Annotated in this window: 20 protein-coding genes; 11 read left to right on the plus strand and 9 right to left on the minus strand. The window is 70.8% G+C overall.

From position 1 onward, the window contains the following. Window positions 1-167: 167 nt before the first annotated feature. The 8 genes from FCN22_RS04500 (at window position 168) to fgd (ending at window position 7,759) form a co-directional block, all read left to right on the plus strand. Window positions 168-944: a helix-turn-helix transcriptional regulator gene (locus tag FCN22_RS04500; RefSeq protein ID WP_162308134.1), complete on the plus strand. Its 777-nt coding sequence runs from the start codon at window positions 168-170 to the stop codon at window positions 942-944. A 210-nt stretch (window positions 945-1,154) separates the two neighbouring features. Beyond that, window positions 1,155-1,823 (plus strand): lysophospholipid acyltransferase family protein, encoded by a 669-nt coding sequence (locus FCN22_RS04505; RefSeq protein WP_238384518.1) that lies wholly within the window; start codon window positions 1,155-1,157, stop codon window positions 1,821-1,823. Between the two features lie 106 nt (window positions 1,824-1,929). After that, the gene (recR, locus tag FCN22_RS04510; RefSeq protein ID WP_137120346.1) at window positions 1,930-2,529 is read left to right on the plus strand and encodes a recombination mediator RecR; all 600 of its coding nucleotides are present in this window, start codon (window positions 1,930-1,932) and stop codon (window positions 2,527-2,529) included. Next, complete coding sequence (locus FCN22_RS04515) at window positions 2,522-3,076, plus strand: DUF5063 domain-containing protein (protein WP_137120347.1); 555 nt, start codon at window positions 2,522-2,524, stop codon at window positions 3,074-3,076. Before recR ends, FCN22_RS04515 begins: the two co-directional genes overlap by 8 nt. A gap of 252 nt (window positions 3,077-3,328) precedes the next feature. Then, window positions 3,329-4,597, plus strand: a complete 1,269-nt coding sequence (locus FCN22_RS04520; RefSeq protein WP_137120348.1) for an aspartate kinase — start codon at window positions 3,329-3,331, stop codon at window positions 4,595-4,597. After that, on the plus strand, window positions 4,594-5,676 hold the full coding sequence (locus FCN22_RS04525; protein ID WP_137120349.1) for an aspartate-semialdehyde dehydrogenase: 1,083 nt from the start codon (window positions 4,594-4,596) through the stop codon (window positions 5,674-5,676). The genes FCN22_RS04520 and FCN22_RS04525 overlap by 4 nt, the downstream gene beginning before the upstream one ends. Window positions 5,677-5,765: 89 nt before the next feature. After that, window positions 5,766-6,701 (plus strand): DMT family transporter, encoded by a 936-nt coding sequence (locus FCN22_RS04530; protein ID WP_202911395.1) that lies wholly within the window; start codon window positions 5,766-5,768, stop codon window positions 6,699-6,701. A 53-nt stretch (window positions 6,702-6,754) separates the two neighbouring features. Then, window positions 6,755-7,759, plus strand: a complete 1,005-nt coding sequence (fgd, locus tag FCN22_RS04535) for a glucose-6-phosphate dehydrogenase (coenzyme-F420) (RefSeq protein ID WP_162308135.1) — start codon at window positions 6,755-6,757, stop codon at window positions 7,757-7,759. Between the two features lie 37 nt (window positions 7,760-7,796). Here the strand turns inward: fgd and FCN22_RS04540 are convergent, their stop codons facing one another. After that, window positions 7,797-8,660: an aminoglycoside phosphotransferase gene (locus FCN22_RS04540; protein WP_137120351.1), complete on the minus strand. Its 864-nt coding sequence runs from the start codon at window positions 8,658-8,660 to the stop codon at window positions 7,797-7,799. A gap of 15 nt (window positions 8,661-8,675) precedes the next feature. Continuing rightward, the gene (locus FCN22_RS04545; protein WP_238384519.1) at window positions 8,676-9,515 is read right to left on the minus strand and encodes an alpha/beta fold hydrolase; all 840 of its coding nucleotides are present in this window, start codon (window positions 9,513-9,515) and stop codon (window positions 8,676-8,678) included. Between the two features lie 78 nt (window positions 9,516-9,593). Between FCN22_RS04545 and FCN22_RS04550 the strand changes: the two genes are divergently transcribed. Further along, the gene (locus FCN22_RS04550) at window positions 9,594-10,049 is read left to right on the plus strand and encodes a Fur family transcriptional regulator (protein WP_137120353.1); all 456 of its coding nucleotides are present in this window, start codon (window positions 9,594-9,596) and stop codon (window positions 10,047-10,049) included. 8 nt (window positions 10,050-10,057) lie between these two features. Here the strand turns inward: FCN22_RS04550 and FCN22_RS04555 are convergent, their stop codons facing one another. From FCN22_RS04555 to FCN22_RS04570, 4 genes are all read right to left on the minus strand, one after another. Further along, window positions 10,058-10,360 (minus strand): hypothetical protein, encoded by a 303-nt coding sequence (locus FCN22_RS04555; protein WP_137120354.1) that lies wholly within the window; start codon window positions 10,358-10,360, stop codon window positions 10,058-10,060. Further along, complete coding sequence (locus FCN22_RS04560; RefSeq protein WP_137120355.1) at window positions 10,360-11,367, minus strand: SDR family oxidoreductase; 1,008 nt, start codon at window positions 11,365-11,367, stop codon at window positions 10,360-10,362. The genes FCN22_RS04555 and FCN22_RS04560 overlap by 1 nt, the downstream gene beginning before the upstream one ends. Continuing rightward, window positions 11,364-13,127: a glycoside hydrolase family 15 protein gene (locus tag FCN22_RS04565; protein ID WP_202911396.1), complete on the minus strand. Its 1,764-nt coding sequence runs from the start codon at window positions 13,125-13,127 to the stop codon at window positions 11,364-11,366. The genes FCN22_RS04560 and FCN22_RS04565 overlap by 4 nt, the downstream gene beginning before the upstream one ends. Window positions 13,128-13,196: 69 nt before the next feature. Next, a complete protein-coding gene (locus FCN22_RS04570; RefSeq protein WP_137120356.1) occupies window positions 13,197-13,484 on the minus strand; it encodes a WhiB family transcriptional regulator in 288 nt (95 codons plus the stop codon). Window positions 13,485-13,570: 86 nt separating this feature from the next. Here FCN22_RS04570 and FCN22_RS04575 point away from each other — a divergent pair, with 86 nt between their 5' ends. Then, window positions 13,571-14,563: a helix-turn-helix transcriptional regulator gene (locus FCN22_RS04575; RefSeq protein WP_137120357.1), complete on the plus strand. Its 993-nt coding sequence runs from the start codon at window positions 13,571-13,573 to the stop codon at window positions 14,561-14,563. Between the two features lie 43 nt (window positions 14,564-14,606). Here the strand turns inward: FCN22_RS04575 and FCN22_RS04580 are convergent, their stop codons facing one another. The 3 genes from FCN22_RS04580 to FCN22_RS04590 all read right to left on the minus strand — a co-directional run bounded on the left by FCN22_RS04580 (window position 14,607) and on the right by FCN22_RS04590 (window position 19,636). Beyond that, a complete protein-coding gene (locus FCN22_RS04580; protein ID WP_137120358.1) occupies window positions 14,607-16,058 on the minus strand; it encodes a PfkB family carbohydrate kinase in 1,452 nt (483 codons plus the stop codon). Next, entirely contained in the window at window positions 16,055-17,887 is a 1,833-nt protein-coding gene (locus tag FCN22_RS22085) for a glycosyltransferase (RefSeq protein ID WP_137120359.1), read from the minus strand. The genes FCN22_RS04580 and FCN22_RS22085 overlap by 4 nt, the downstream gene beginning before the upstream one ends. Before the next feature lie 78 nt (window positions 17,888-17,965). After that, window positions 17,966-19,636: a carbamoyltransferase family protein gene (locus tag FCN22_RS04590; RefSeq protein ID WP_137120360.1), complete on the minus strand. Its 1,671-nt coding sequence runs from the start codon at window positions 19,634-19,636 to the stop codon at window positions 17,966-17,968. A gap of 217 nt (window positions 19,637-19,853) precedes the next feature. On the opposite strand from FCN22_RS04590, the gene FCN22_RS04595 reads away from it, so the two are divergent. Continuing rightward, window positions 19,854-20,828, plus strand: a complete 975-nt coding sequence (locus tag FCN22_RS04595) for a UDP-glucuronic acid decarboxylase family protein (protein ID WP_137120361.1) — start codon at window positions 19,854-19,856, stop codon at window positions 20,826-20,828.

A 20,828-nucleotide genomic window follows, 5' to 3' on the forward strand; every position in this document is an offset into this window, starting at 1 on the left:
GCTGCACGGACCGCACCGCTCGTGCTCACGGTAGGAGCGGACCCCCGCATCCGTCTGTACGCATCCTGCGTAGGGGGCTGCCGGTCGCCGAGCCGTTTCCGAGGTGGATGGACAACCCGCCGGGTCGGAGTAGATTTCGACCAACAGCAGTGGCGCGAGGAGTCGACATGAACCATGTCGATCGAGTGGCGCAGGCCATCTCCGATGTTGCGGTGGCGGCGTTGTGCGAACCGCCGGGTGGCCCCTTGGTCCCGTCCGCGCTCCACGAGCTGGTGCGCACCTTTGGAGCGGACGCGGCCGGCTACTACGTGCACGAGTGGCGGGGTTGGACGACGGCCTTGGCCATCGCCCCGGACGATGTGTGGCCACGGGTCCCGAACGCGCGCATGCCGACCGCCCAGGCGGCCGCACTTCACCCGGGCATCCGGCACAGCGTCGCGCATCCGGGTGCTGCGGGGCCGTTCGCGCTCACCGATCTGGTCAGTGAGCGCGCTTGGCTGTCCTCCGAGCTCGGTTCGCTGATGCGTCCCGACTGGGGTCGGAACTACCAGCTGGCGATCCCGGTGCCGATTCTTCCGGGGGCCCGCGAGTCGCGGGTCTGGGTGCTGGGCAGGCTCGATCGCGACTTCACTCCCCACGATCGCGCTGTCGCCACCGCCTTGGCGCCGCTCTTGGGAGCGATCTCACGCCACGAGCTGTGGCGTGAGCTGCGCCTCGTCTCCCGCGCCCGGCTCCTCCCGGCACTCACCGACCGCGAAAGCCTGGTGCTTCACCTGCTCGACGACGGCCTGAGCCCGGCGGGGATCGCCGCACGTCTCCTCGTCTCTCCGCGGACCGTCCACAAGCACCTCGAACGCGCGTACCGAAAGCTCGACGCCCACGACCGCACCTCCGCCCTCACTGCGGCCCGCGAACGCAGCCTGCTGCTCACCTCGGGCGCCTGAGCTCGCTCGCCGTGCGTCGACAGCGCGCGGCCCTGCGAGGCAGCCGGATGGCCGACGGGGATGGGCGCGTGGGCGGTGATGAGGGCGGTCCGCACGACACACGGCTGGTGCCTCACGCGCCGGCATGGTCGTATCTTGGGTGCGCACACCTCCGCGCTCACCGACCGCGGACCGCCAGCCGAGCGATCGATGATCAGCCGAGGAGGCCCCGTGATCTACCTCTTCGCCAAGCTGATCCTTGCTCCGCTGGCGCGGGTCGTCTACCGGCCCAAGGTGACCGGTCGGGAGAACATCCCCAGGCACGGGCCCTTCATCATCGCGAGCAACCACCTCGCCTTCGCCGACAGCGCCGTGATCCCCTTCGTCTGCCCTCGCCGGGTCGTCTTCCTCGCAAAGGACGACTACTTCCACGGGCCGGGCGTCCGTGGACTGCTGGTCAAGTGGTGGTTCACCGCGACCGGCATGGTGCCGGTCGACCGTGACGACACGCGCTCGGCGCAAGCCTCCCTCGACCGTGCCCTGGAGATCCTGGCGACCGGCGAGGGCTTCGGCATCTACCCCGAGGGGACGCGCAGCCGCGACGGCCGCCTCTACCGCGGCCGGACCGGGGTGGCCTGGCTGGCGATGAAGTCGGGTGCCCCGATCGTCCCCGTCGCCCTGGCCGGCACCGAGCACATCCAGCCCGGCGACACGCGGGTCCCCCGCATCCGCAAGGTCTCCGTCCGCTTCGGCGAGCCGATCGTCATGGGCTCCCGGTTCGAGGGTGTGCCGACCGGTCGGGCGCGCCGCCAGCTCACCGACGAGGTCATGTCCGCGATCCACGCGATGTCCGGGCAGGAGCTGGCCGGTCAGTACAACTCGCACCCCACCGACCCCTGACTCGCGGCAGGGAACCAGAGCCACGGCAAGGGCGGCACGGGCGGCACGGACCGGGAAGTGCGCCCGCAGGATCCTTGGCAGCCGCCCGAGGGCATAGGCTCGGGGGGTGTACGAAGGTGTGGTCCAGGACCTGATCGACGAGCTCGGCCGGTTGCCCGGCGTCGGGCCTAAGAGCGCGCAGCGGATCGCCTTTCACCTGCTGCAGGCCGACCCGGTGGACGTCCAGCGGCTGGTCACCTCGCTGACCGAGGTCAAGGACAAGGTCCGCTTCTGCGACACGTGCGGCAACGTGGCCGAGGCGGAACAGTGCCGGATCTGCCTGGACCCCCGCCGCGACCCCTCGCACCTGTGTGTCGTGGAGGAGCCCAAGGACGTCGTCGCGATCGAGCGGACCCGCGAGTTCCGCGGCCGCTACCACGTGCTCGGCGGAGCGATCAGCCCCATCGAGGGGATCGGGCCCGACGACCTGCGGATCAAGGAGCTGATGCCGCGGCTCGCCGACGGTGAGGTCGTCGAGGTCATCATCGCCACCGATCCCAACCTCGAGGGTGAGGCGACCGCCACCTACCTCGCGCGGTTGCTGCGCCCGATGGGCCTGCGGATCACCCGTCTGGCGTCCGGCCTGCCCGTCGGGGGAGACCTGGAGTATGCCGATGAGGTCACCCTCGGGCGAGCCTTCGAGGGCAGGAGGTTGCTCGATGCCTGACGAGTTGACGATCCTCGCGCACGAGACCGGCGCGGAGGCCCGCAGCTACCTGGTGGCCGTCCGGGAGGTCGCCTCGGGCTCCGAGCCGGAGTCGGCGATCCCGCTGCTGCTGCTGGCCATCTCACAGGTCCTGGTCACCGGGGCGCGGCTGGGCGCGATCACCGACGTCGTGCCGGAGGACCGCTTCGAGGCCGACCCCGGCCCGGACGACGACATCGACCCGCTGCGGCAGGGACTGGCCAACCTGTTCGAGGGGATCGACGAGTATGCCGACCTGGTCGACCCGGTCACGTCGCTGGAGATGACCAAAGGCGCCCTGTCCAACGACATCGCCGACGTCGCGGCAGCACTGTCGCACGGGCTGCGTCACCTGCAGGAGGGCCGGACCGTCGAGGCCCTGTGGTGGTGGCAGTTCAGCTACCTGTCGTCCTGGGGCGAGCGCGCCGCGAGCGCGCTGCGCGTGCTGCAGACCGTGCTGGCGCACCTGCGGCTCGATGCCGACGACGAGGTGGTCTCGGACGCCGAGTTCGACGCGCTCCACCCTTGAGCCGGGTGTCGCGTCCTGCGGCCGGATCGCCGCAGCCGCAGCCGCTCCCGCGCAACACGCCCCGAGCTGAGTGGAGCGGTCGGCCCCATCGTTGTCATCTCGTCATGCGGGCGAGGAGTACCAGATCATGGACTCCTCCTACACTGGTGACGCCCCACCAGTCATCCCCTCCGGAGCGTCGCCCGTGACCACACCCCACGAAGTTCTCCGCTCCGCTGCCACCCCGCCTCCGATACTTCGCGAGGACCCCGAGTGAGCTTGGTCGTCCAGAAGTACGGCGGCTCCTCGCTCGCCGACGCCGACAGCATCAAGCGGGTGGCCCGCCGGATCGTCGAGACCCGCAAGGCCGGCAATGACGTGGTGGTCGTCGTCTCGGCGATGGGGGACACGACCGACGAGCTGCTCGAACTGGCCGACCAGGTCAGCCCGCTGCCGCCCGCCCGCGAGATGGACATGCTGCTCACGGCCGGTGAGCGGATGTCGATGGCCCTGGTGAGCATGGCGATCGCCAACCTGGGCGACAGCGCCCGGTCCTTCACCGGCTCGCAGGCCGGTGTGCTCACCGACTCCACCCACGGCAAGGCCCGGATCATCGACGTGACGCCCGGACGGATCACCGACGCGATCGCGAACGGGCACATCGCGATCGTGGCCGGCTTCCAGGGCGTCAGCCAGGACAGCAAGGACATCACCACGCTGGGGCGCGGCGGCTCCGACACCACGGCCGTGGCGCTCGCGGCGGCGCTCTCGGCCGACGTGTGCGAGATCTACACCGACGTCGACGGGGTCTTCACCGCCGATCCGCGCATCGTGCCGACCGCGCGCAAGCTCGACCGCCTCACCAACGAGGAGATGCTGGAGATGGCCGCGTCCGGGGCCAAGATCCTGATGCTCCGGTGCGTCGAGTACGCCCGCCGATTCAACGTCCCGCTCCACGTCCGCTCGTCCTTCTCCTACCACGAGGGCACGCGGATCGTCGACGACAGCGAAGGAGGAGCCGTGGAAGACCCCATCATCTCGGGTGTGGCGCACGACCGCAGCCAGGCCAAGATCACCGTGGTCGGAGTGCCCGACCACCCCGGCAAGGCGGCAGAGGTGTTCGACGTCCTCGCGGGGGCCGAGCTGAACATCGACATGATCGTGCAGAACGTGTCCGCGGTCGAGACCGGGCTCACCGACATCTCCTTCACCTGTCCGCAGGCCGACGGGCAGCTGGCCGTGCAGGCGCTCAAGCGCAACGAGGAGTCCATCGGCTACGCCTCACTGCTGTATGACGACCAGATCGGCAAGATCTCGCTCGTCGGCGCCGGCATGCGCAGCCACCCCGGAGTCAGCGCGCAGTTCTTCCGCGCCCTGGCGGACGCCGGCGTCAACATCGAGATGATCTCCACCTCGGAGATCCGGATCTCGGTGGTCACGCGCGACGACCAGCTCGACACCGCGGTGCGCGCGGTGCACACCGCATTCGGCCTCGACTCCTCCGAGGGGCAGGCCGTCGTCTACGGAGGAACAGGACGATGAACGACAAGGAGCAGTCCAAGCCGACCCTCGCCGTGGTGGGCGCGACCGGCGCCGTCGGGACGGTGATGCTCTCGATCCTGTCTCAGCGCGCCGACCTGTGGGGTGAGATCCGGCTGGTCGCCTCGGCCCGGTCAGCGGGCCGCATGCTGCGCGTGCGCGGCGAGGACGTCGTGGTGCAGGAGCTGACCGCCGAGGTCTTCGACGGCGTCGACGTGGCCATGTTCGACGTCCCGGACGAGGTCTCCAAAAAGTGGGCGCCGATCGCCGTCGAGCACGGCGCGGTGGTCGTGGACAACTCGGGTGCCTTCCGGATGGACCCCGACGTGCCCCTGGTGGTGCCCGAGGTCAACCCCGCCCAGGCGGGCAACCGCCCGAAGGGCATCATCTCCAACCCCAACTGCACGACGTTGACCATGATGGATGCGCTGGGTGCCCTGCACGCGGGGTGGGGGCTCACCGAACTGGTTGTCGCGTCATACCAAGCGGTTTCGGGGGCGGGGACGGCAGGCATCAACCGGCTCTACGACGAGGTGGAGGTGCTCTCCGGCAACCGCGAGGTGGGGCAGCACACCGGTGACGTCCGGGCGCTGCTGTCCGACAAGCTGGGCGAGGACTCACCCTTCCCCGCCCCCATCGCCTTCAACGTGGTGCCGTGGGCCGGGTCGCCGAAGGAGGACGGCTGGAGCTCGGAGGAGCTCAAGGTGCGCAACGAGTCCCGCAAGATCCTCGGGCTGCCCCACCTCAAGGTCTCGGCGACCTGCGTGCGGGTGCCGGTGGTCACGACCCACTCGCTGGCGGTGCACGCGACCTTCGAACGGCCGCTGAGCGTCAAGGAGGCCCAGCGCGCGATGGTCGAGGCTCCGAGCGTGGTCGTGCTCGACAACCCGGACGAGGGCGAGTGGCCCACTCCCGCAGACGTGGTCGGCTCCGACCCGACGTTCGTCGGACGGGTCCGTCAGGCGCTCGACTTTCCGAACACGATCGACCTGTTCGTCTGCGGTGACAACCTGCGCAAGGGCGCCGCGCTCAACACCGCGCAGATCGCCGAGCTGGTCGCCCGCGAGCTCACGGCAGGCTGAGAGCCAGCACGCCCCGCGCCCTGCGCACCGCCCCGGGTGCGTAGTCTCGGCATGTCCCTCTCTGCACCAGCTCACGGAACGGACCGCCGATGAACAGCACAGCCCGCACCGACCGCACCTGGCTCGTGGCGCTGGCCGCCGCGATGTGGGGCCTCGACGGGTTGTTGCGCCAGCCGTTGGCGGAGCGGATCAACCCCGCCACGGTGGTGCTGTGGGAACACCTGATCGTGGTGCTGGTGCTGCTGCCCTTCCTGCCGGGGGCACTGCGCGCGTTCGCGCGTTGTTCGTGGCGCGACCGGGTAGCGGTCGCGCTGATCGGGATCGGGGCCTCGGCGGTGGCGACTGCACTGTTCACCGAGGCGTTCAAGGTGTCGTCGGCGACGGGCGACTTCGTGACGCCCTTGGTGCTGCAGAAGCTGCAGCCGCTGTTTGCGATCGCGCTCGCGGTGTGGTTGCTCGGCGAGCGGCTGCGGCCGGGCTACTGGATGTATGCCGTGCCCGCGCTCGTGGGTGCGTGGCTGCTGACCTTCGCCGACCCGTTCCAGGTGCGCGTCGCGGCATTGCAGGCGGCGCTGCTGGCGATCGGCGCGGCGGCGCTGTGGGGCGCCGGGACCGTGCTGGGCCGGATGGTCAGCGACAGCATCGGGCCGAGAGAGCTGACCGCACTGCGGTTCGGCTGGGGACTTCCGGCGGCTCTGGTGGTCGCAACACTGGTGCGCGCGCCGCTCACCCCGGGCTGGGGCAACATCCCGGCCCTGATCCTGCTCGCGCTCGTCCCGGGCCTGTTCGCGCTCGGGCTCTACTACGTCGGGTTGCGGGCCACTGCCGCGGCGCGAGCGACGCTGGCGGAGCTGGCGTTTCCGGCGACCGCCGCCTTCGTGGGCGTGGCCTTCCTCGGGGCCGACCTGTCGTGGTCGCAGTGGGTCGGCTTCGCCGTGGTGGTGGCCTCGATCACCTTGCTGGGCCTGCGGGAACGTCGTCCGGCGCCGACGGTGGAGGCGCCCGAGCAGGTGGCGGTCGGCTAGACGCGCCGGGCCACTCGGCATACGGTCGACTTCAACGACGACGAAGGAGCATGGTGGGCCTGCGAATTGGTTACAAGGCGTCGGCGGAGCAGTTCGGTCCGCGGGATCTGGTGGAGTTCGCGGTGCGGGCCGAGGAGCTGGGTCTGGACAGCGTGACGGTCAGTGACCACTTCCTGCCGTGGCGGGCCGAGGGTGGGCACGCGCCGTTCTCGTTGGCGTGGATGGCGGCGGTGGGGGAGCGGACCAGCCGGATCCAGCTGGGCACGAGCGTGTTGACGCCGACGTTCCGTTACAACCCGGCGGTGGTGGCGCAGGCGTTCGCGACGATGTCGCTGCTGACGCGGGGTCGGGTGTTTCTGGGTGTGGGCACCGGGGAGGCGCTGAACGAGGTCGCGGTCTCGGGTCGGGAGTGGCCGGGGTTCAAGGAGCGGTTCGCCCGGCTGCGGGAGTCGGTGCGGCTGATGCGGGCGTTGTGGACCGAGGAGCACGTGAGCTTCGAGGGGGAGTTCTACCAGACGGTGGATGCGTCGATCTTCGACCGTCCCGAGCAACCGGTGCCGGTCTATGTGGCGGCGGGTGGGCCGGTGGTGGCCAAGTACGCGGGCCGTTCGGGGGACGGGATGATCTGCACCAGCGGCAAGGGGATGGAGCTCTACACCGACAAGCTGCTGCCGGCGGTGGAGGAGGGTCTCGTGGCCGGCGGCCGTTCGGGGGAGGGTTTCGACCGGATGCTCGAGGTGAAGCTGTCGTATGACCGGGATCGGTCGGGGGCGTTGGAGAACTGCCGGTTCTGGGCGCCGTTGTCGTTGACGGCAGAGCAGAAGCACACGGTGGACAGTCCGATCGAGATGGAGCGGCTTGCCGACGAGCTGCCGATCGAGCAGGTGGCCAAGCGATGGATCGTGGCGTCCGACCCGCAGGACGCCGTGGCGCAGATCAAGCCGTATGTCGACGCGGGGTTGAACCACCTGGTCTTCCACGGTCCCGGGGGCGACCAGGAGCGGTTCCTGACCCAGTTCACCCAGGACGTCATGCCGTTGCTGCGCGAGCTTCGGTGAGCGTCGCGGTCACCGGGCATCCGCGGCGGTCGTCCCCTCACAGCAGTGGACGGAGCACGCGGCGGTAGGCGTCCACGTGGGCCGCGTCCGGCTCGTCGTCGGCCAGCAACCGGAAGAGCGCCGCCCGCAGCATCGCCTGCAGGCGGGCTCCACCCGTCCAGTCGTGCATCAGGCGAGGGTCCGCACCCGCCCACATGACCAGATCGAGGACGCACACGGCATCGGCCCACAGCACGGGTCGCCAGTAGGGCGCGAAGTCGATCACCAGCGGGGCGTCGGCCGCGTCCAGCAGGACTTTGCCGGCCAGATCACCGTGGACGAGCTGGTTGGCCCCGAGTGGCTCGTCGGTGCGCTCGGAGAGCAGTTCGCGGGCCAGGTCCGCTTGCGCTTCGGCGAATTCGGCAAGGTCGACGCAGCCGGCACCGAACGCGATCCGCTCCGCACGGTCCCATCGGTGCCGCGGCGGTTGCGTCGCGAGGGGCCACTCCGCGACTGCCTGCGCGAGCTCGGCGTGCAGGAGGGAGCCGGTGGCGCGGACGACGTCGACGTGGGCGCAGTCGCGGCTTCCCGGCTCGTAGCGGCTGGCCGACCAGCCCTCCACGACCCAGGTGCCGTCGCGGGCGGGGATCGGCATCGCGAGGCGCACGCTTCGTCGTCGCGAGGCGGTGTCGAGATGGGCGGCGAGCCGGGCCAGTCGAGGGTCGAGCTGCTCCGCGATCTGGGGGTCCCGGCCAGGGCTGAGCACCAGGTCACCCGCGAGGACGCTCCCATCCTGACCGCCGGGGAGCGACCGCAGGTCGTCCGGGACGGCGAACAGGTCGAGCACGCGCTCCGAGGGCAACACGTCGCTCACCGTGGGTGGAGGCCGGTGCAGCGAGAGCGGAGCGCCGTCGGTGGACATGTCGTCGCTCTCGACTCAGGACGCCGGCACGGTGCGGCCGTCGGTCAGGAAGGCGCGGAGCACGGAGGCGAACACCTGCGGTTGCTCGGAGTGCACCCAGTGGCCGGCACCCTTGATCGTCACCTTCGAGGTGCGTGGGAACAGCCGTCGCATACTCGACTCGTGCTCCGGCCGCACGTAGGGGGACCGCTCACCGGACACCCACAGCACCGGGTGATCGAAGGGCCCGTCGAGGTCGTCCGGGAAGCTTCCGATCTCAGGGAGGTCGCGCCGCAGCAGATCCAGGTTGGCCTGCCAGCTGAAGCCGTCCGTCCCGCGGCGGAGGTTCTGCAGCAGGAAGCCGCGCACCCGGTCGTCGGGGATCGGGTCTGCCAGGAGCCGGTCGGCCTCCGACCGCTCGGCCAGCCTGGCCAGGTCGAGGCCCGCGAGGCTGTCCAACAGGTGCACGAACTCGCCCTGGTCGCGGCCGGCCACCGGCGAGATGTCGACCACCACGAGCCGGTCGACGAGCTCCGGGTGGCGCAGGGCGAGCACCATGGCCACCTTGCCACCCATCGAATGCCCCACGAGGTCCACCGGACGGTCGGCGGCAACGTCGGCGCGCAGTCGGTCGGCGACCAGGTCGGCGAACTTCTCGTAGCTGAAGTCGTCGGTCCACGCCGAGCGGCCGTGGTCGGGGAGGTCGACGAGCAGCGAACCGAACTGCGGCTGCAGCGCTCTGGCGATCGTGGTGAAGTTGCGGCCGCGGCCGAAGAGGCCGTGCAGGAACACGACCGTGCCGATCGTGGCGCGCGCGTCGCCCGGGTCGCCCACTGCGGTGGCATGGACTGACGGTGCGGACGACTCAGTGGTCACGTGCGCCACTCTAAGGGCAGTGGCCGAGGCGCGAGCCGCGGCTGCGTCGGTGGCCGCGGACTGGGGCAGACTGGAGGCATGGTGACCGCCGAGTCCTCGCGCCACGACGTCCTGGTGCAGCGCGCCGCCGACCTGCTGCACCATGCCGGCGAGCGGATGACCGGACCCCGGCGAGTGGTGCTGCAGGCACTGGCCGGCGACGGGCACCTCTCCGCGGAGGCGGTGGTCGAACAGGTCAAGGCGATCGACCCGACCGTGCACCGGGCCAGCGTCTACCGGGCGCTGGAGACCCTCAGCCGGCTGGGGCTGGTGCAGCACGTCCACCTGGGTCACGGCGCCACGGCATACCACCTGGTCGACGAGGAGCACCCGCACGCCCACTGCCTGACCTGTGGTCGGGTGATCGACCTGCCGGAGCAGCCGTTCCGGGCGCTCGCCGAGTCGCTGCGGGACGAGTCGGGCTTCGTCCTCGACGCCGGTCACATCGCCCTCTCGGGTCAGTGCGGTGCCTGCCGGGCAGGCTCGACATCCTGAGCCCCGGCTCAGGGGGACAGGAGCCAGACGAACGCCTCCGCTGCGGCGAACCCCGTGGCCGTCAGTGCGGCGTGCAGGGCCTCGCGTCGGTGCGTCGATGAGACGGCGGCCAGGCCGACCATGCTCACCGCATGCAGGGCATCGACGAGACCGCCTCCAGCATGGGCCAGTTCGTCATCGGCCCAGAGGGTTGCCCCTCCCTGCAGCACCATCCGCCCGCCGAGCGCCTTGTTCATCGCACCTGGGCGAGTGAGCAGCGACAGCCCGTATGCCGTCCGCGCGCCCTCGAGCGCGCCCGCGGCCGTCGCCATCAACGCCTCCTGGCGAGCGCGGTCGTCAGCCCCGCCACACCGGCGGCGGCGGCCGCGCCGAGCAGCCCGTGGTGTTGCGAGGCGTGCAACTGGTAGGACCGGGACTTCGCGATGTCGTCGAACGCACCGTGCGTGCCGTAGTCACGCTCCTCGTCCGCGGCGTTCCACAGGTTGACCGGGCGGTCCTCGTCACGTGGCTCCTTCGTCTGCTGGGAGGAGAAGCCGGTCTTGCCGAGGTAGCGGTCGAGGACGCCGGGGGCGATGGCGTTGCCGATCAACGTGCCGACCGTGCTGCCACCCACCCAGTACTCGCGACGCTTCGGGTGGTCCGCGGCATACAGGACTCCCTTGGCGGTGACCTCGGGTTGGTAGATCGGGGGGACGGGCTGGGCCTTCTTCGGCAGCCGGGAGAGCACCCAACGGAACTGCGGGGTGTTGGTCCCGGGCATCTGGACCATCGTGGTGTGGACGTTGCTGCCTTCGTGCAGCAGCTCGCAGCGCAGGGCCTCGTTGAAGCCCTGGATGGCGTGCTTGCCTCCGCAGTAGGCCGACTGGAGGGGGATGCCACGGTAGGCGAGCGCGGAACCGACCTGCACGATCGTGCCGCGATCTCGTGGCTTGAACCGGCGCAGTGCCGTCATGGTGCCGTAGACGAAGCCGAGATAGGTCACCTGCGTGACCCGGGTGAACTCCTCGGGCGTGATCTCCCAGACCGGCGCGAAGACCGAGGTGAACGCCACGTTGACCCACACGTCGATCTCTCCGAAGTGCTCCTCGACGGTGCGGGCGGCGGCCTCGACCTGGTCGTGGTCCGCGACGTCAGTGGGCACGATCAGGGCAGTGCCTCCGGCCTGCTCCACCTCGCGTGCCGCACCCTCCAGCCCGGCGCGTCCACGGGCCAACAGCGCCACCCGGTCGCCACGTCGGCCGAACGCGATCGCGCTGGCGCGGCCGATGCCGCCGCTGGAACCGGTCACGACGATGGTCTGGGGCTGGTGTTGCGTCATGGAAGACGTCCTCCTGGTGTGTTGAGTCGGTGCGCGGCCTCGAGCATGAGCGCATGGACGAAGGCCTGGGGGAAGTTGCCCCGCAGCTGACGTTGCTCGATGTCGAACTCCTCGGTGAACAGTCCCGGCGACCCGCAGGCGGTGCGGTTGCGCTCGAACCACCGCATCGCTGCGAGCTCGTCGCCCTGTTGTTGTGCGGACATGGCCATGACGAATCCGCAGAGTATGAAGGCTCCCTCGGCGTCACCCAGGGGCCGCGCGTCCTGGCTGAACCGGTAGATGAGCCCCTCACGACCGAGCTCACGCCCGACCGCCTCGTAGGTGGCGACGCTGCGCGGGTCGTCCGACGGCACGGCGCCGCGCAGGGCCGGCAGCAGCAGGGCTGCGTCGACCCGGTCGTCGTCCGGGGCCCGGCACCATCGCCCCGTGTCGGTGACGCAGTCCGAGGCCGCGTCGGCCACGATCTGGTCGGCGAACCCGAGCCACCGTGAAGCGTCGGGCGGGGGTGCGTGCTGGGCCATGGTCCGCAGACCGGCGGCACAGATCAGCCTGGAGTGGGCCCACCGCTTCGGCGCGAGCTCCCAGATGCCGTTGTCCGGCTCTCGCCACTTCTTCTCCATGACGTCGACGAGCACCTGCACGGCCTTCCAGTGCTCGGTGTCGAGGTGGTCGTGTCCGGCGGCGGTGGCGAGCAACAGGAGCCCCTCGCCGAGGGAGTCGAGCTGGAACTGGTTGTTGACCCAGTTGCCGGCCCTGGCGACGCCGCCCGGGTAGCCGGGCAGGCCGACGTCGCGTTCCTTGGGCAGGTGCGTTCCGTCGATCCGGTAGGCCGGCCGCAGCTTCGGGCCGTCGGCCAGCACCCGCTCGGTGACGAACTGCACCGCTTTGTCCATCAGCGACAGGGGGCCGAGCGAGCCGACGGCCTGACCGGCGTAGCACTGGTCGCGGATCCACGCATAGCGGTAGTCGTAGTTGCGTCCCGCGTCGGCGCGCTCGGGCAGGCCCATCGTTGCCGCCGCGACCATGGCGCCGGTGGAGCTGGTCAGGCCACGCAGCACGGCATACGCCTGACGACAGTCACGGGGGGCGATGCTGCTGTCCATGTCGGGCACGTCCAGGGTCCACGCGTGCTCCGTGGCCGCCCACGCCGTCGACGCTTCGACCGGCTCGTCCGACAACGACTCCCCGAGCTCCAGCACCAGGTCGTGCCGGTCTCCTTCGTCCAGCTCGATCGTCTGCCGCAGCGCGCCAGCCTTGCCACGCCGGGCGTGAGACGCCCCGCTCCACCGGAATCGCATGCTGCCGCAACGGCCTTCCCACACGCCAGAGTCGTGGTGGAGGTCGGTCATGTGCTCCTTGCCGAAGTGTGGACGCACGTCGAGCTGCACGTCGACGACCGCTCGCCCGTGCAGGGCACGGATCTGGCGCAGGATCACTGCGTGGTCCGGGTCTCCCGGGTGGGCGAGGGCCTCGCGGCACTCGATGACCGCGTCCCGCGTCACCCAGCGGCTGTGCCAGATCAGCGTGCCGTCCTCATAGCTGCCACCCCAGACGTTGTCCGGGTCGGCCGGGGTGACCGCGTAGGAGCCGGGGCCGGCCATGAGCGCCGAGAACACCGCGTCGTCGTGCCACTGCGGCAGGCACATCCACACCACGTCGCCCCGCGGGCCGATGACGGCTCCCCGCTCGCCGTCGGCGAGCAGGGCGTACTCCCGCAACACCTGCGGTGGGAACGACAGGTCCGATCGACTTGTGGGCACGATAGGGCTCTACCCCGTCGGTCGGGATTGATGTATGACGGCCGCTCCCCGGCGGCGCGCTCGCCCGGCTCAGGCCACGTCGGACTTGCGTGGCCGGCCCCGGGCCCGCTTGAAGGTGATCACCCGTCCGCGCTCGAAGAGCTCGCCACCCCACACGCCCCACGGCTCCCCGCGTTCGAGTGCGCCGTCCAGGCACGGCGTGCGCACCGGGCAGGACGCACACACCTGCTTGGCCCTGTCGAGGACGGCCGGGCGCTCGGCGAAGAAGATCTCCGGATCCTGCTCGTGACAGGGTAATCGGCCGCGGCGGCGCGGGTAGAGCGGGATGGCGAACGATGACGTGGCGTGGTCAGGCATGGCGGTACTCCCCGAGAGGTGTTGTTCCGCCACGCTAGGAGCCGATTAGGCACAATGGGTTCCTCAACGCATGCCACAGTGTCAACATGTCGCAAACCGCAGTGCGCCTGCTCTCCCTGTTGTCACTGCTCCAGTCGCCGCGCGCCTGGTCGGGAGGTGAGCTGGCGAAGCGTTTCGGGGTCAGCGCGCGGACGGTGCGCCACGACATCGAGCGGCTGCGGGAGCTGGGCTACGCCGTCGAGGGCACTCGAGGCGGCGAGGGGGGCTACCGGCTCGGGTCAGGGGGTGCCTCCTTGCCACCGCTGCTGCTGGACCCGGACGAGGCGATCGCCGTCGCGGTCGGCCTGCGCACCGGGGTCAACTGCATCATCGGGGGTATGGAGGAGACGTCGGTCCGCGCGCTGGCGAAGCTGGAGCAGACCCTCCCCTCGCGGCTGCGGATCCGGGTGCACAACCTGGGCCGCTACACCGTCCCGCTGCCCAGCAACCATCCGATGCCGATGGTGGACCCGACCCTGCTCACGGTGCTCGTCGGGCTGTGCGACAGCCGCGAGCGGCTCCGCTTCCGCTATCCCGAGGACCGCGTGGGAGCCGATGAGCAGGGCGCCGGCACCACCTATGACGTCGAGCCCTACCGCTTGGTCAACCGCCAGCACCGTTGGTATCTCTTGGCCTTCGCCGTGGACGAGGGTGACTGGCGGGTCTTCCGCGTGGACCGGATCGACCCCCGGTTGCCCACCGGACCACGGTTCAGTCCTCGTGAGCTCCCCACCGAGGACGTCGCGGCGTATGTCGCGCAGCACCTTCCGGGACACGTGTGGCGACATCGCGCCACCGTCCGTCTGCGGGCGCCGGCCCGAGACCTCGAGGGCAAGATCACCTCCGCGGAGGGGGCGGTCGAGCCGATCGACGACCGCAGCTGCGTCCTGCACCTCGGCGCCGAGAGCCTGCAGACAATGGCCCTTGCCCTTGCCCGGCTGGACGTCGAGTTCACCGTCGTCGACTCCCCCGAGCTGCTCGAGGTGGTGCGCACCTTCGCCGACCGGTTCAACGCTGCGGTGGCCCGCGGATCGGCCTGAGCCAGTCGCCCGCTCCGATCACGGGAGCGCCGGCCGCCGGCGTTCAGGTGTGCACGCGAGGGCGTTGCTCACCCTCGTGGTGGCGTCGGAGCAACTGGGTGGTCGAACGGCCGTCGAGGTAGGGCAGGAGCACGACGCGTCCGCCCCATTCCCTCATCACGGCGACCTCGGGCATCGACGAGCCGTCGTAGTCGCCGCCCTTGGCCCAGACGTCCGGCCGCAGGTCCGCCAGCGCGACCCGTGGGTCGTCCTCGTCGAACACGAGCACCTCGTCGACCACACGCAGCCCCCGCAACACCCGCTCGCGGTCCGCCTGGGACTGGACCGGCCGGCCGCGCCCCTTCAGCCGGCGCACCGACGCGTCCGAGTTGAGGAGCACGACGAGCGCGTCGCCCAGCCGACCCGCCGCCTCGAGCGCGCCGACGTGCCCGGCGTGCAGCACGTCGAAGCAGCCACCGGTCGCGACGATCGTGCCGCCCTCCCGCCGCACGCGGGCCAACCGGGACGGGCCCGAGGCCGCTGTCCCCACGACTCCCGAGGCCTCCTCGTCGGTCGCGACGCCGCTCGAGGTGTCGCGGGTGCTGTCGCGGTAGGCCGCGGTGCCGCCCTTCCTCACCCAGCTGCTGGCCTCCTCAACGGATATCTGGATCGCCTGGCTCAGCGTGCTGCCACCGGCCAGTGAGACGGCGGCCGTGGCGGCGAAGCAGTCGCCGGCGCCGCAGGAGTCGCCGTCCCGGACGACAGGTGCGGGAACGAACCACGCGTGGTCGGCGCCGGTGGCCAACCACGCGCCATCGGCACCGGCCGTGACGCACACCGCCGAGCCGCCCCACGTCCGGCGCAGAGTCATCGCGAGGTCAGCCGGGTGGCCCTCGTGCCCAGCGGCGGCACGCGCCTCAGCGAGGTTGGGGGTGAGTACCGTGCACCCCCTCACGGGCGGGGCGCCGCGGGGATGGGGGTCCCAGATCGTGGTCGTCTGCCGACCATGCAGCTGCCCGGCGCCGGTCCGGCCCGCCAGCAGCTCGCGGATCGCCGGGAAGTCGGTCGTGCCGGCACCGTAGTCCGAGACGACTACGACGTCGGCCTCGGTGATCGCCTCGGCGACAGCCGGCGGCACCACGCCTGTCGGAGTCCCGGGGCCGCCCTCATCGATCCTGACCAGTGAGCTCGCTCCGGACCGGATGCGGGTCTTGGTGCGCGTCGGGCCCTGGTGCCCTAGCCCGAGCAGCGTGACCTGCGTAGCCTCGAGCGCGCGCCGCAGCTGCTCCCCGGCAGCGTCGTCGGCGACAGGCGCCACGAGGGTCACCGCTGCGCCGGACCGCCGGCAGAGCAACGCCGCCAGGCCCGCTCCGCCAGGGCCCGAGCAGGTGTCGGAGACATCGAGGACCGGTGCCGGCGCGTCCGGGCACAGCCGCTCGCAACTGCCGGTGACGTCCCGGTCGAGGAGCAGGTCACCCACCACCACGATCCGGCGCTGGGCGGGGCGGGAGCTCACGCCGAGACCTCGAGTCGTGCAGGGGCACTGCCGGCCGCGTCTCGCTCCAGCGCGGCATCCAGAGCCGCGCACAGGCCGTGGACGGCAGCGAGCTGCACCTCCTGCACCGCTGCCGTCGACCGGGCCGGGATGACCAGCACCTCGGAGGCGAGCGATGCCAACGGGTTGGGAGCGCCACCCGTCATCGCCCACACCTGCAATCCCGCGCTCCGGCCCCTGCGGGCGGCCTCCAGGATGTTGGGGCTGCGGCCGCTGGTCGACAAGAGCATCAGCACGTCGCCGGGCCGTCCGTGCGCCTCCACCTGCCGCGCGAACACCTCGTCGGCGCCGTAGTCGTTGAGGATCGCGGTCAGCGAGGACGTGTCGGAGCACAGGCACACCGCGGACAGTGGCCGTCGCTCGTCCAGGAAGCGGCCCACCAGCTCGCCCGTGAGGTGCTGCGCCTCCGCGGCGCTGCCGCCGTTGCCCGCCGCGAGCAGCCGTCCGCCGTCGGCGAGGATGTCGGCCAGCCGGGCTCCCCAGGACTCCAGCAGGTCTGCCTGGCCCTCGAGGGCGGCCATCCCGGTCGTGAGCTCGCGCCGGTGCTGCCGGACCCAGTCGCGGCTCGCATGCTGCCGGCCCGGGCGCTTCCGGCGATCGGCGCGCCGAACCGCCTCGTGCAGCGCGTCCTCGGTCCGTGCCGCAACCTGGTGCCAGGAGTACTTCTCCACCGCTCGGCGGCGTGCGTGCCCGCCCCAGCTTCGCGCCGTTTCCGGCTCGGCGAGCAGGGCGGCAACGGCCTCGCCCACGGCCCGGTCGTCGTGGGGCGGCACCAGTCGACCCGTCCGACCGTCGACGATGGTGTCCAACAGTCCGCCGACCGCGCTGCCCACCACGGGGACCCCGCAGCCCGCCGCCTCCACGGGGGTGATCCCGAACGGCTCGTACCACGGAGTGGCGAGCACGACATCGGCAGCACGGTAGAGAGCGGGCATCTCGTGGTGCGGCACAGAGCCGACGAAGCGCACCCGGTCGTTCACCCGGTGCTCGAGGGCCACTTCGGTCAGCCGCTTCACCTCGGGATCATCCTGCAGCTCACCGGCGTCCGGTCCACCAACCACCAGCAGCTCACCTCTGGCCAGCCGTGCCAGCGCGCGCACCGCGGTGTCGATCCCTTTGCGGGGCACCAGCCGTCCCACCGTCAGAAGAGTCGGGCCGGCGTCGGCCACGGTCTCCTCACCCGGGCAGAACAGGTCCGTGTCGACCCCGCACGGCACCACCCGGACGTGCTCGGTGGAGACCCCCATCCGCTCCAGCTCCGTGACTTCGTCCGAGCACGTCGCGACGACGATGTCAGCTCCGCTGGCCACCAAGCGCTCGACCTCGGGTCGGATCCGGGGACTCGTGTCGGCAGCACCCTGGTGCCGCCGCTTGACGCTGCCGAGGGCGTGGAAGGTCTGGACCATCGGCACACCCACCGCCTGGCAGGCACGAAGTGCCGCGATGCCGGACATCCAGAAGTGGGCGTGCACGACGTCCGGTCGTCCGTGGGTCGCCCAGTCCTGACGCATCCAGGTGGAGAAGTCGTCCATCAAGGGGAGCAGCTCGTCCTTGGGCAGCCGCGCCTGCGGTCCCGCCGGGACGTGCACGACAGTGACTCCGCAATCCATCCGGATCCGTTCTGGCTGCTGCGCCTCCGGCGCGTCTCGCCGGGTGTAGACCTCGACGACGTGGCCACGTCGGACCAGCCCCTCCGCCAGCGCGGCCACGTGCACGTTCTGCCCGCCTGCGTCGCGACCGGCGAGCGTCGCGAGCGGGCTCGCGTGCTCGGACACCATCGCAATCTTCATCGAACTACCTCCTCGGGGAGTGCGTCCGGGCTCGCGGGGAACCGGACGATCCGTATCGCGTGGGGGCCGGCCCGCTCGTCACACCTGCTCCTCGGCGAACAGCGCGCCGCGCTGCACCAGGTGGGGACCGAGCACCAAGGCGTCGACGGGCGAAGACCCGAACAGCTCCAACGCCTCTCGCGGGGTGTCCACCATGGGCCGACCGGCCGTGTTCAGGCTGGTATTGACCACCACGGGCAACCCGGTCATCGCGGCGAACTGCTCCAGCATGCCGGTGAGCCTCGGCAGCTGCTCACGGTCGACGGTCTGCACCCGGGCCGTGCCGTCCACGTGGGTGACCGCCGGGATCCGTTCGCGCCAGGTCTCCGCGACACGGTGCACGAACAGCATGTAGGGGCTGGGCAGTGGGCCCGCGCTGAAGATCTCGGGGGCCCGCTCGCTCAGGACCATCGGCGCCACGGGGCGGAACTGCTCTCGGCCCTTCACGTCGTTCAGCCGTTCCAGGTTGCTTCGCCGGCCGGGATGGGCCAAGAGGGACCGATGGCCCAGGGCCCTCGGCCCGAACTCGCTGCGCCCGTCGAACCAGGCGATGAGTCCGTCGTCGGCGAGGATCCGTGCCACGCGGGTGTCCAGGTCATCCGGAGTCGTGAAGGGCACGCGGGCGTCGCGAAGGCACTGCGCCAGCTGCTCGTCGGTCCAGCGCCGCCCCAGCGCCGCCGTGCCGAAGGGCACCGCCTGGAGGTCTCCCGCCTCGGACAGCACGTGCAGGGCCGCGCCGAGTGAGGTCCCCGCGTCCCCCGCGGCGGGTTGGACCCAGACGTCGTCAAAGCCGCTCTCGGCCCAGATGCGTGAATTGGCAACGCAGTTGAGCGCTGTTCCCCCGGCCATCGCGAGCGCCTGGTCGTCGGTCTGCTCGTGCAACCAGCCGGCCATCTCCACGAGGGTCTCCTCGAGACAGGACTGCAGCGAGCAGGCGAGGTCGGCGTGCTCCGGAAGCCACTCGGTGTCGTCCCGCCGACGGGCCGGTGCAAAACGACCCCAGTCCGGCACGCGTCCCACGAAGCCGCCATCGCCTCGGGCATGGACGTTGTCACGCAGCGCCGAGGCAAAGCGGTTCTCGCCGTACGACGCCAGGGCCATCACCTTGAACTCATCGCTCGAGCGCAGGAACCCGAGATGCTCGGTGAGCGACTCGTAGACCAGGCCGAGGGAGTCGGGCAGGCGTTGGGTGCCGAGCACCTCGAGCGGGCCCGAGTCGTAGCGACCTGCCAGGTGAGACGCCGATTCACCGCGGCCGTCCACCACGAGCACGCTCACGCCTGATGGGGAGTCGCGGTGCGGTCTGACCAAGCCGGCCGACGCGGCGTGCGCCGCGTGGTGAGGGACGAAGGTGACGGCCTCCGGCTTGAGGCCGGGGAGAGCGGTGGCCAGGAACTCCGGTGCCCGCTCGGCATACTCCTGGCGCAGGTGGTCCCACGGGTCCGGCAGGCCGAGTTCCGCGGCAGGACGGGCCAGACGTGGGTCGTAGGAGTAGGCGACCGCGTCGAGATCCTCGGCGGAGAGCCCGGCCTCGTCCAGGCACCAGCGCATGGCCAGTTCGGGCAGTTCCCACGCCGAGAACGGCACCGGTCGCTTGCCGTGCTTGCGCCGGCTGAACCGCTCCTCCTCCGCGGCAGCGACGATCCGTCCGTCGACCACGAGAGCGGCCGAAGGATCGTGGAAGAGCGCGTTGACTCCGAGCACCCGCATGGCCCCCCTCTACCCAGCAGAACCGCTTCGAACCACTTCTCGAACCACTTCTCCCGAAGGGCCGTCGCTCGACCTTGGCCGGTGCGCTTCTCGCGGCTGCCGCGCGCTCTCGTGGGCTGTTCGGGGGACCGGTTTGTCGCTGCACTTCACGGGTAGGAACGATTCCGAGCGTGGCCGGACAGCATCACCGGGCACCGCCATCGCATGAGGAGGAAGCATGCCGAGGACCAGCCAACCCGAGCTCCGCACGCGTCGAGCGGTCGTGACAGGAGGCGCCGGTTTCGTGGGCAGCCACCTGTGTGAGGAGCTGCTGCGTCGTGGTGCCGAGGTGGTGTGCCTCGACAACTTCCTGACGGGCAGCCCGGCGAATGTCGCCCATCTCATGGACAACCCGGGCTTCCGGTTGGTCCGCTGCGACGTCACCGACTTCATGCACGTTCCCGGAGACGTGGACCTCGTCCTGCACTTCGCCTCTCCGGCGTCGCCGAGCGACTACCTGCGACTCCCGCTGCACACCCTCAAGGTCGGTGCGATCGGCACCTGGCACGCGCTGGGTCTGGCCAAGGAGAAGGGCGCGCGGTTCGTGCTCGCCTCCACCTCGGAGGTCTACGGCGACCCCCAGGTCCATCCGCAGCCGGAGGACTACTGGGGACACGTCAACCCCGTGGGTCCACGGGGCGTGTACGACGAGGGGAAGCGCTACGGCGAGGCGCTCGCGACGGCATACAGGGGGACCGAAGGGGTCGACGCCGCCATCGTGCGCATCTTCAACACCTTCGGTCCGCGGATGCGCCCCGATGACGGACGTGCCATTCCCACGTTCATCTCCCAGGCCCTGGCCGGTGAGCCGGTCACCGTGACCGGTGACGGCCTCCAGACCCGTTCGGTCTGCTACATCGACGACCTTGTCGAGGGCGTGCTCGCGATGGCGGCCTGTGACCATCCCGGTCCGGTCAACATCGGCAACCCGAGCGAGCGCTCGATCCTCGAGATCGCGAAGGACGTCATCGCGGCAACCGGCTCCACATCCACCATCGTGCACATCGACCGGCCCGTCGACGACCCCAAGGTCCGTCGCCCGGACACCACGCTGGCCCGGGAGCTGCTCGGGTGGGAGGCGCGCGTGCCGTGGAAGGAAGGTTTGGCGCGCACGATCGCCTGGTGGAGCCAGCGCGTGCAGCAACCGGCCTGA

The organism is Segeticoccus rhizosphaerae (genome assembly GCF_005222685.1).
GTDB lineage: Bacteria > Actinomycetota > Actinomycetes > Actinomycetales > Dermatophilaceae > Segeticoccus > Segeticoccus rhizosphaerae.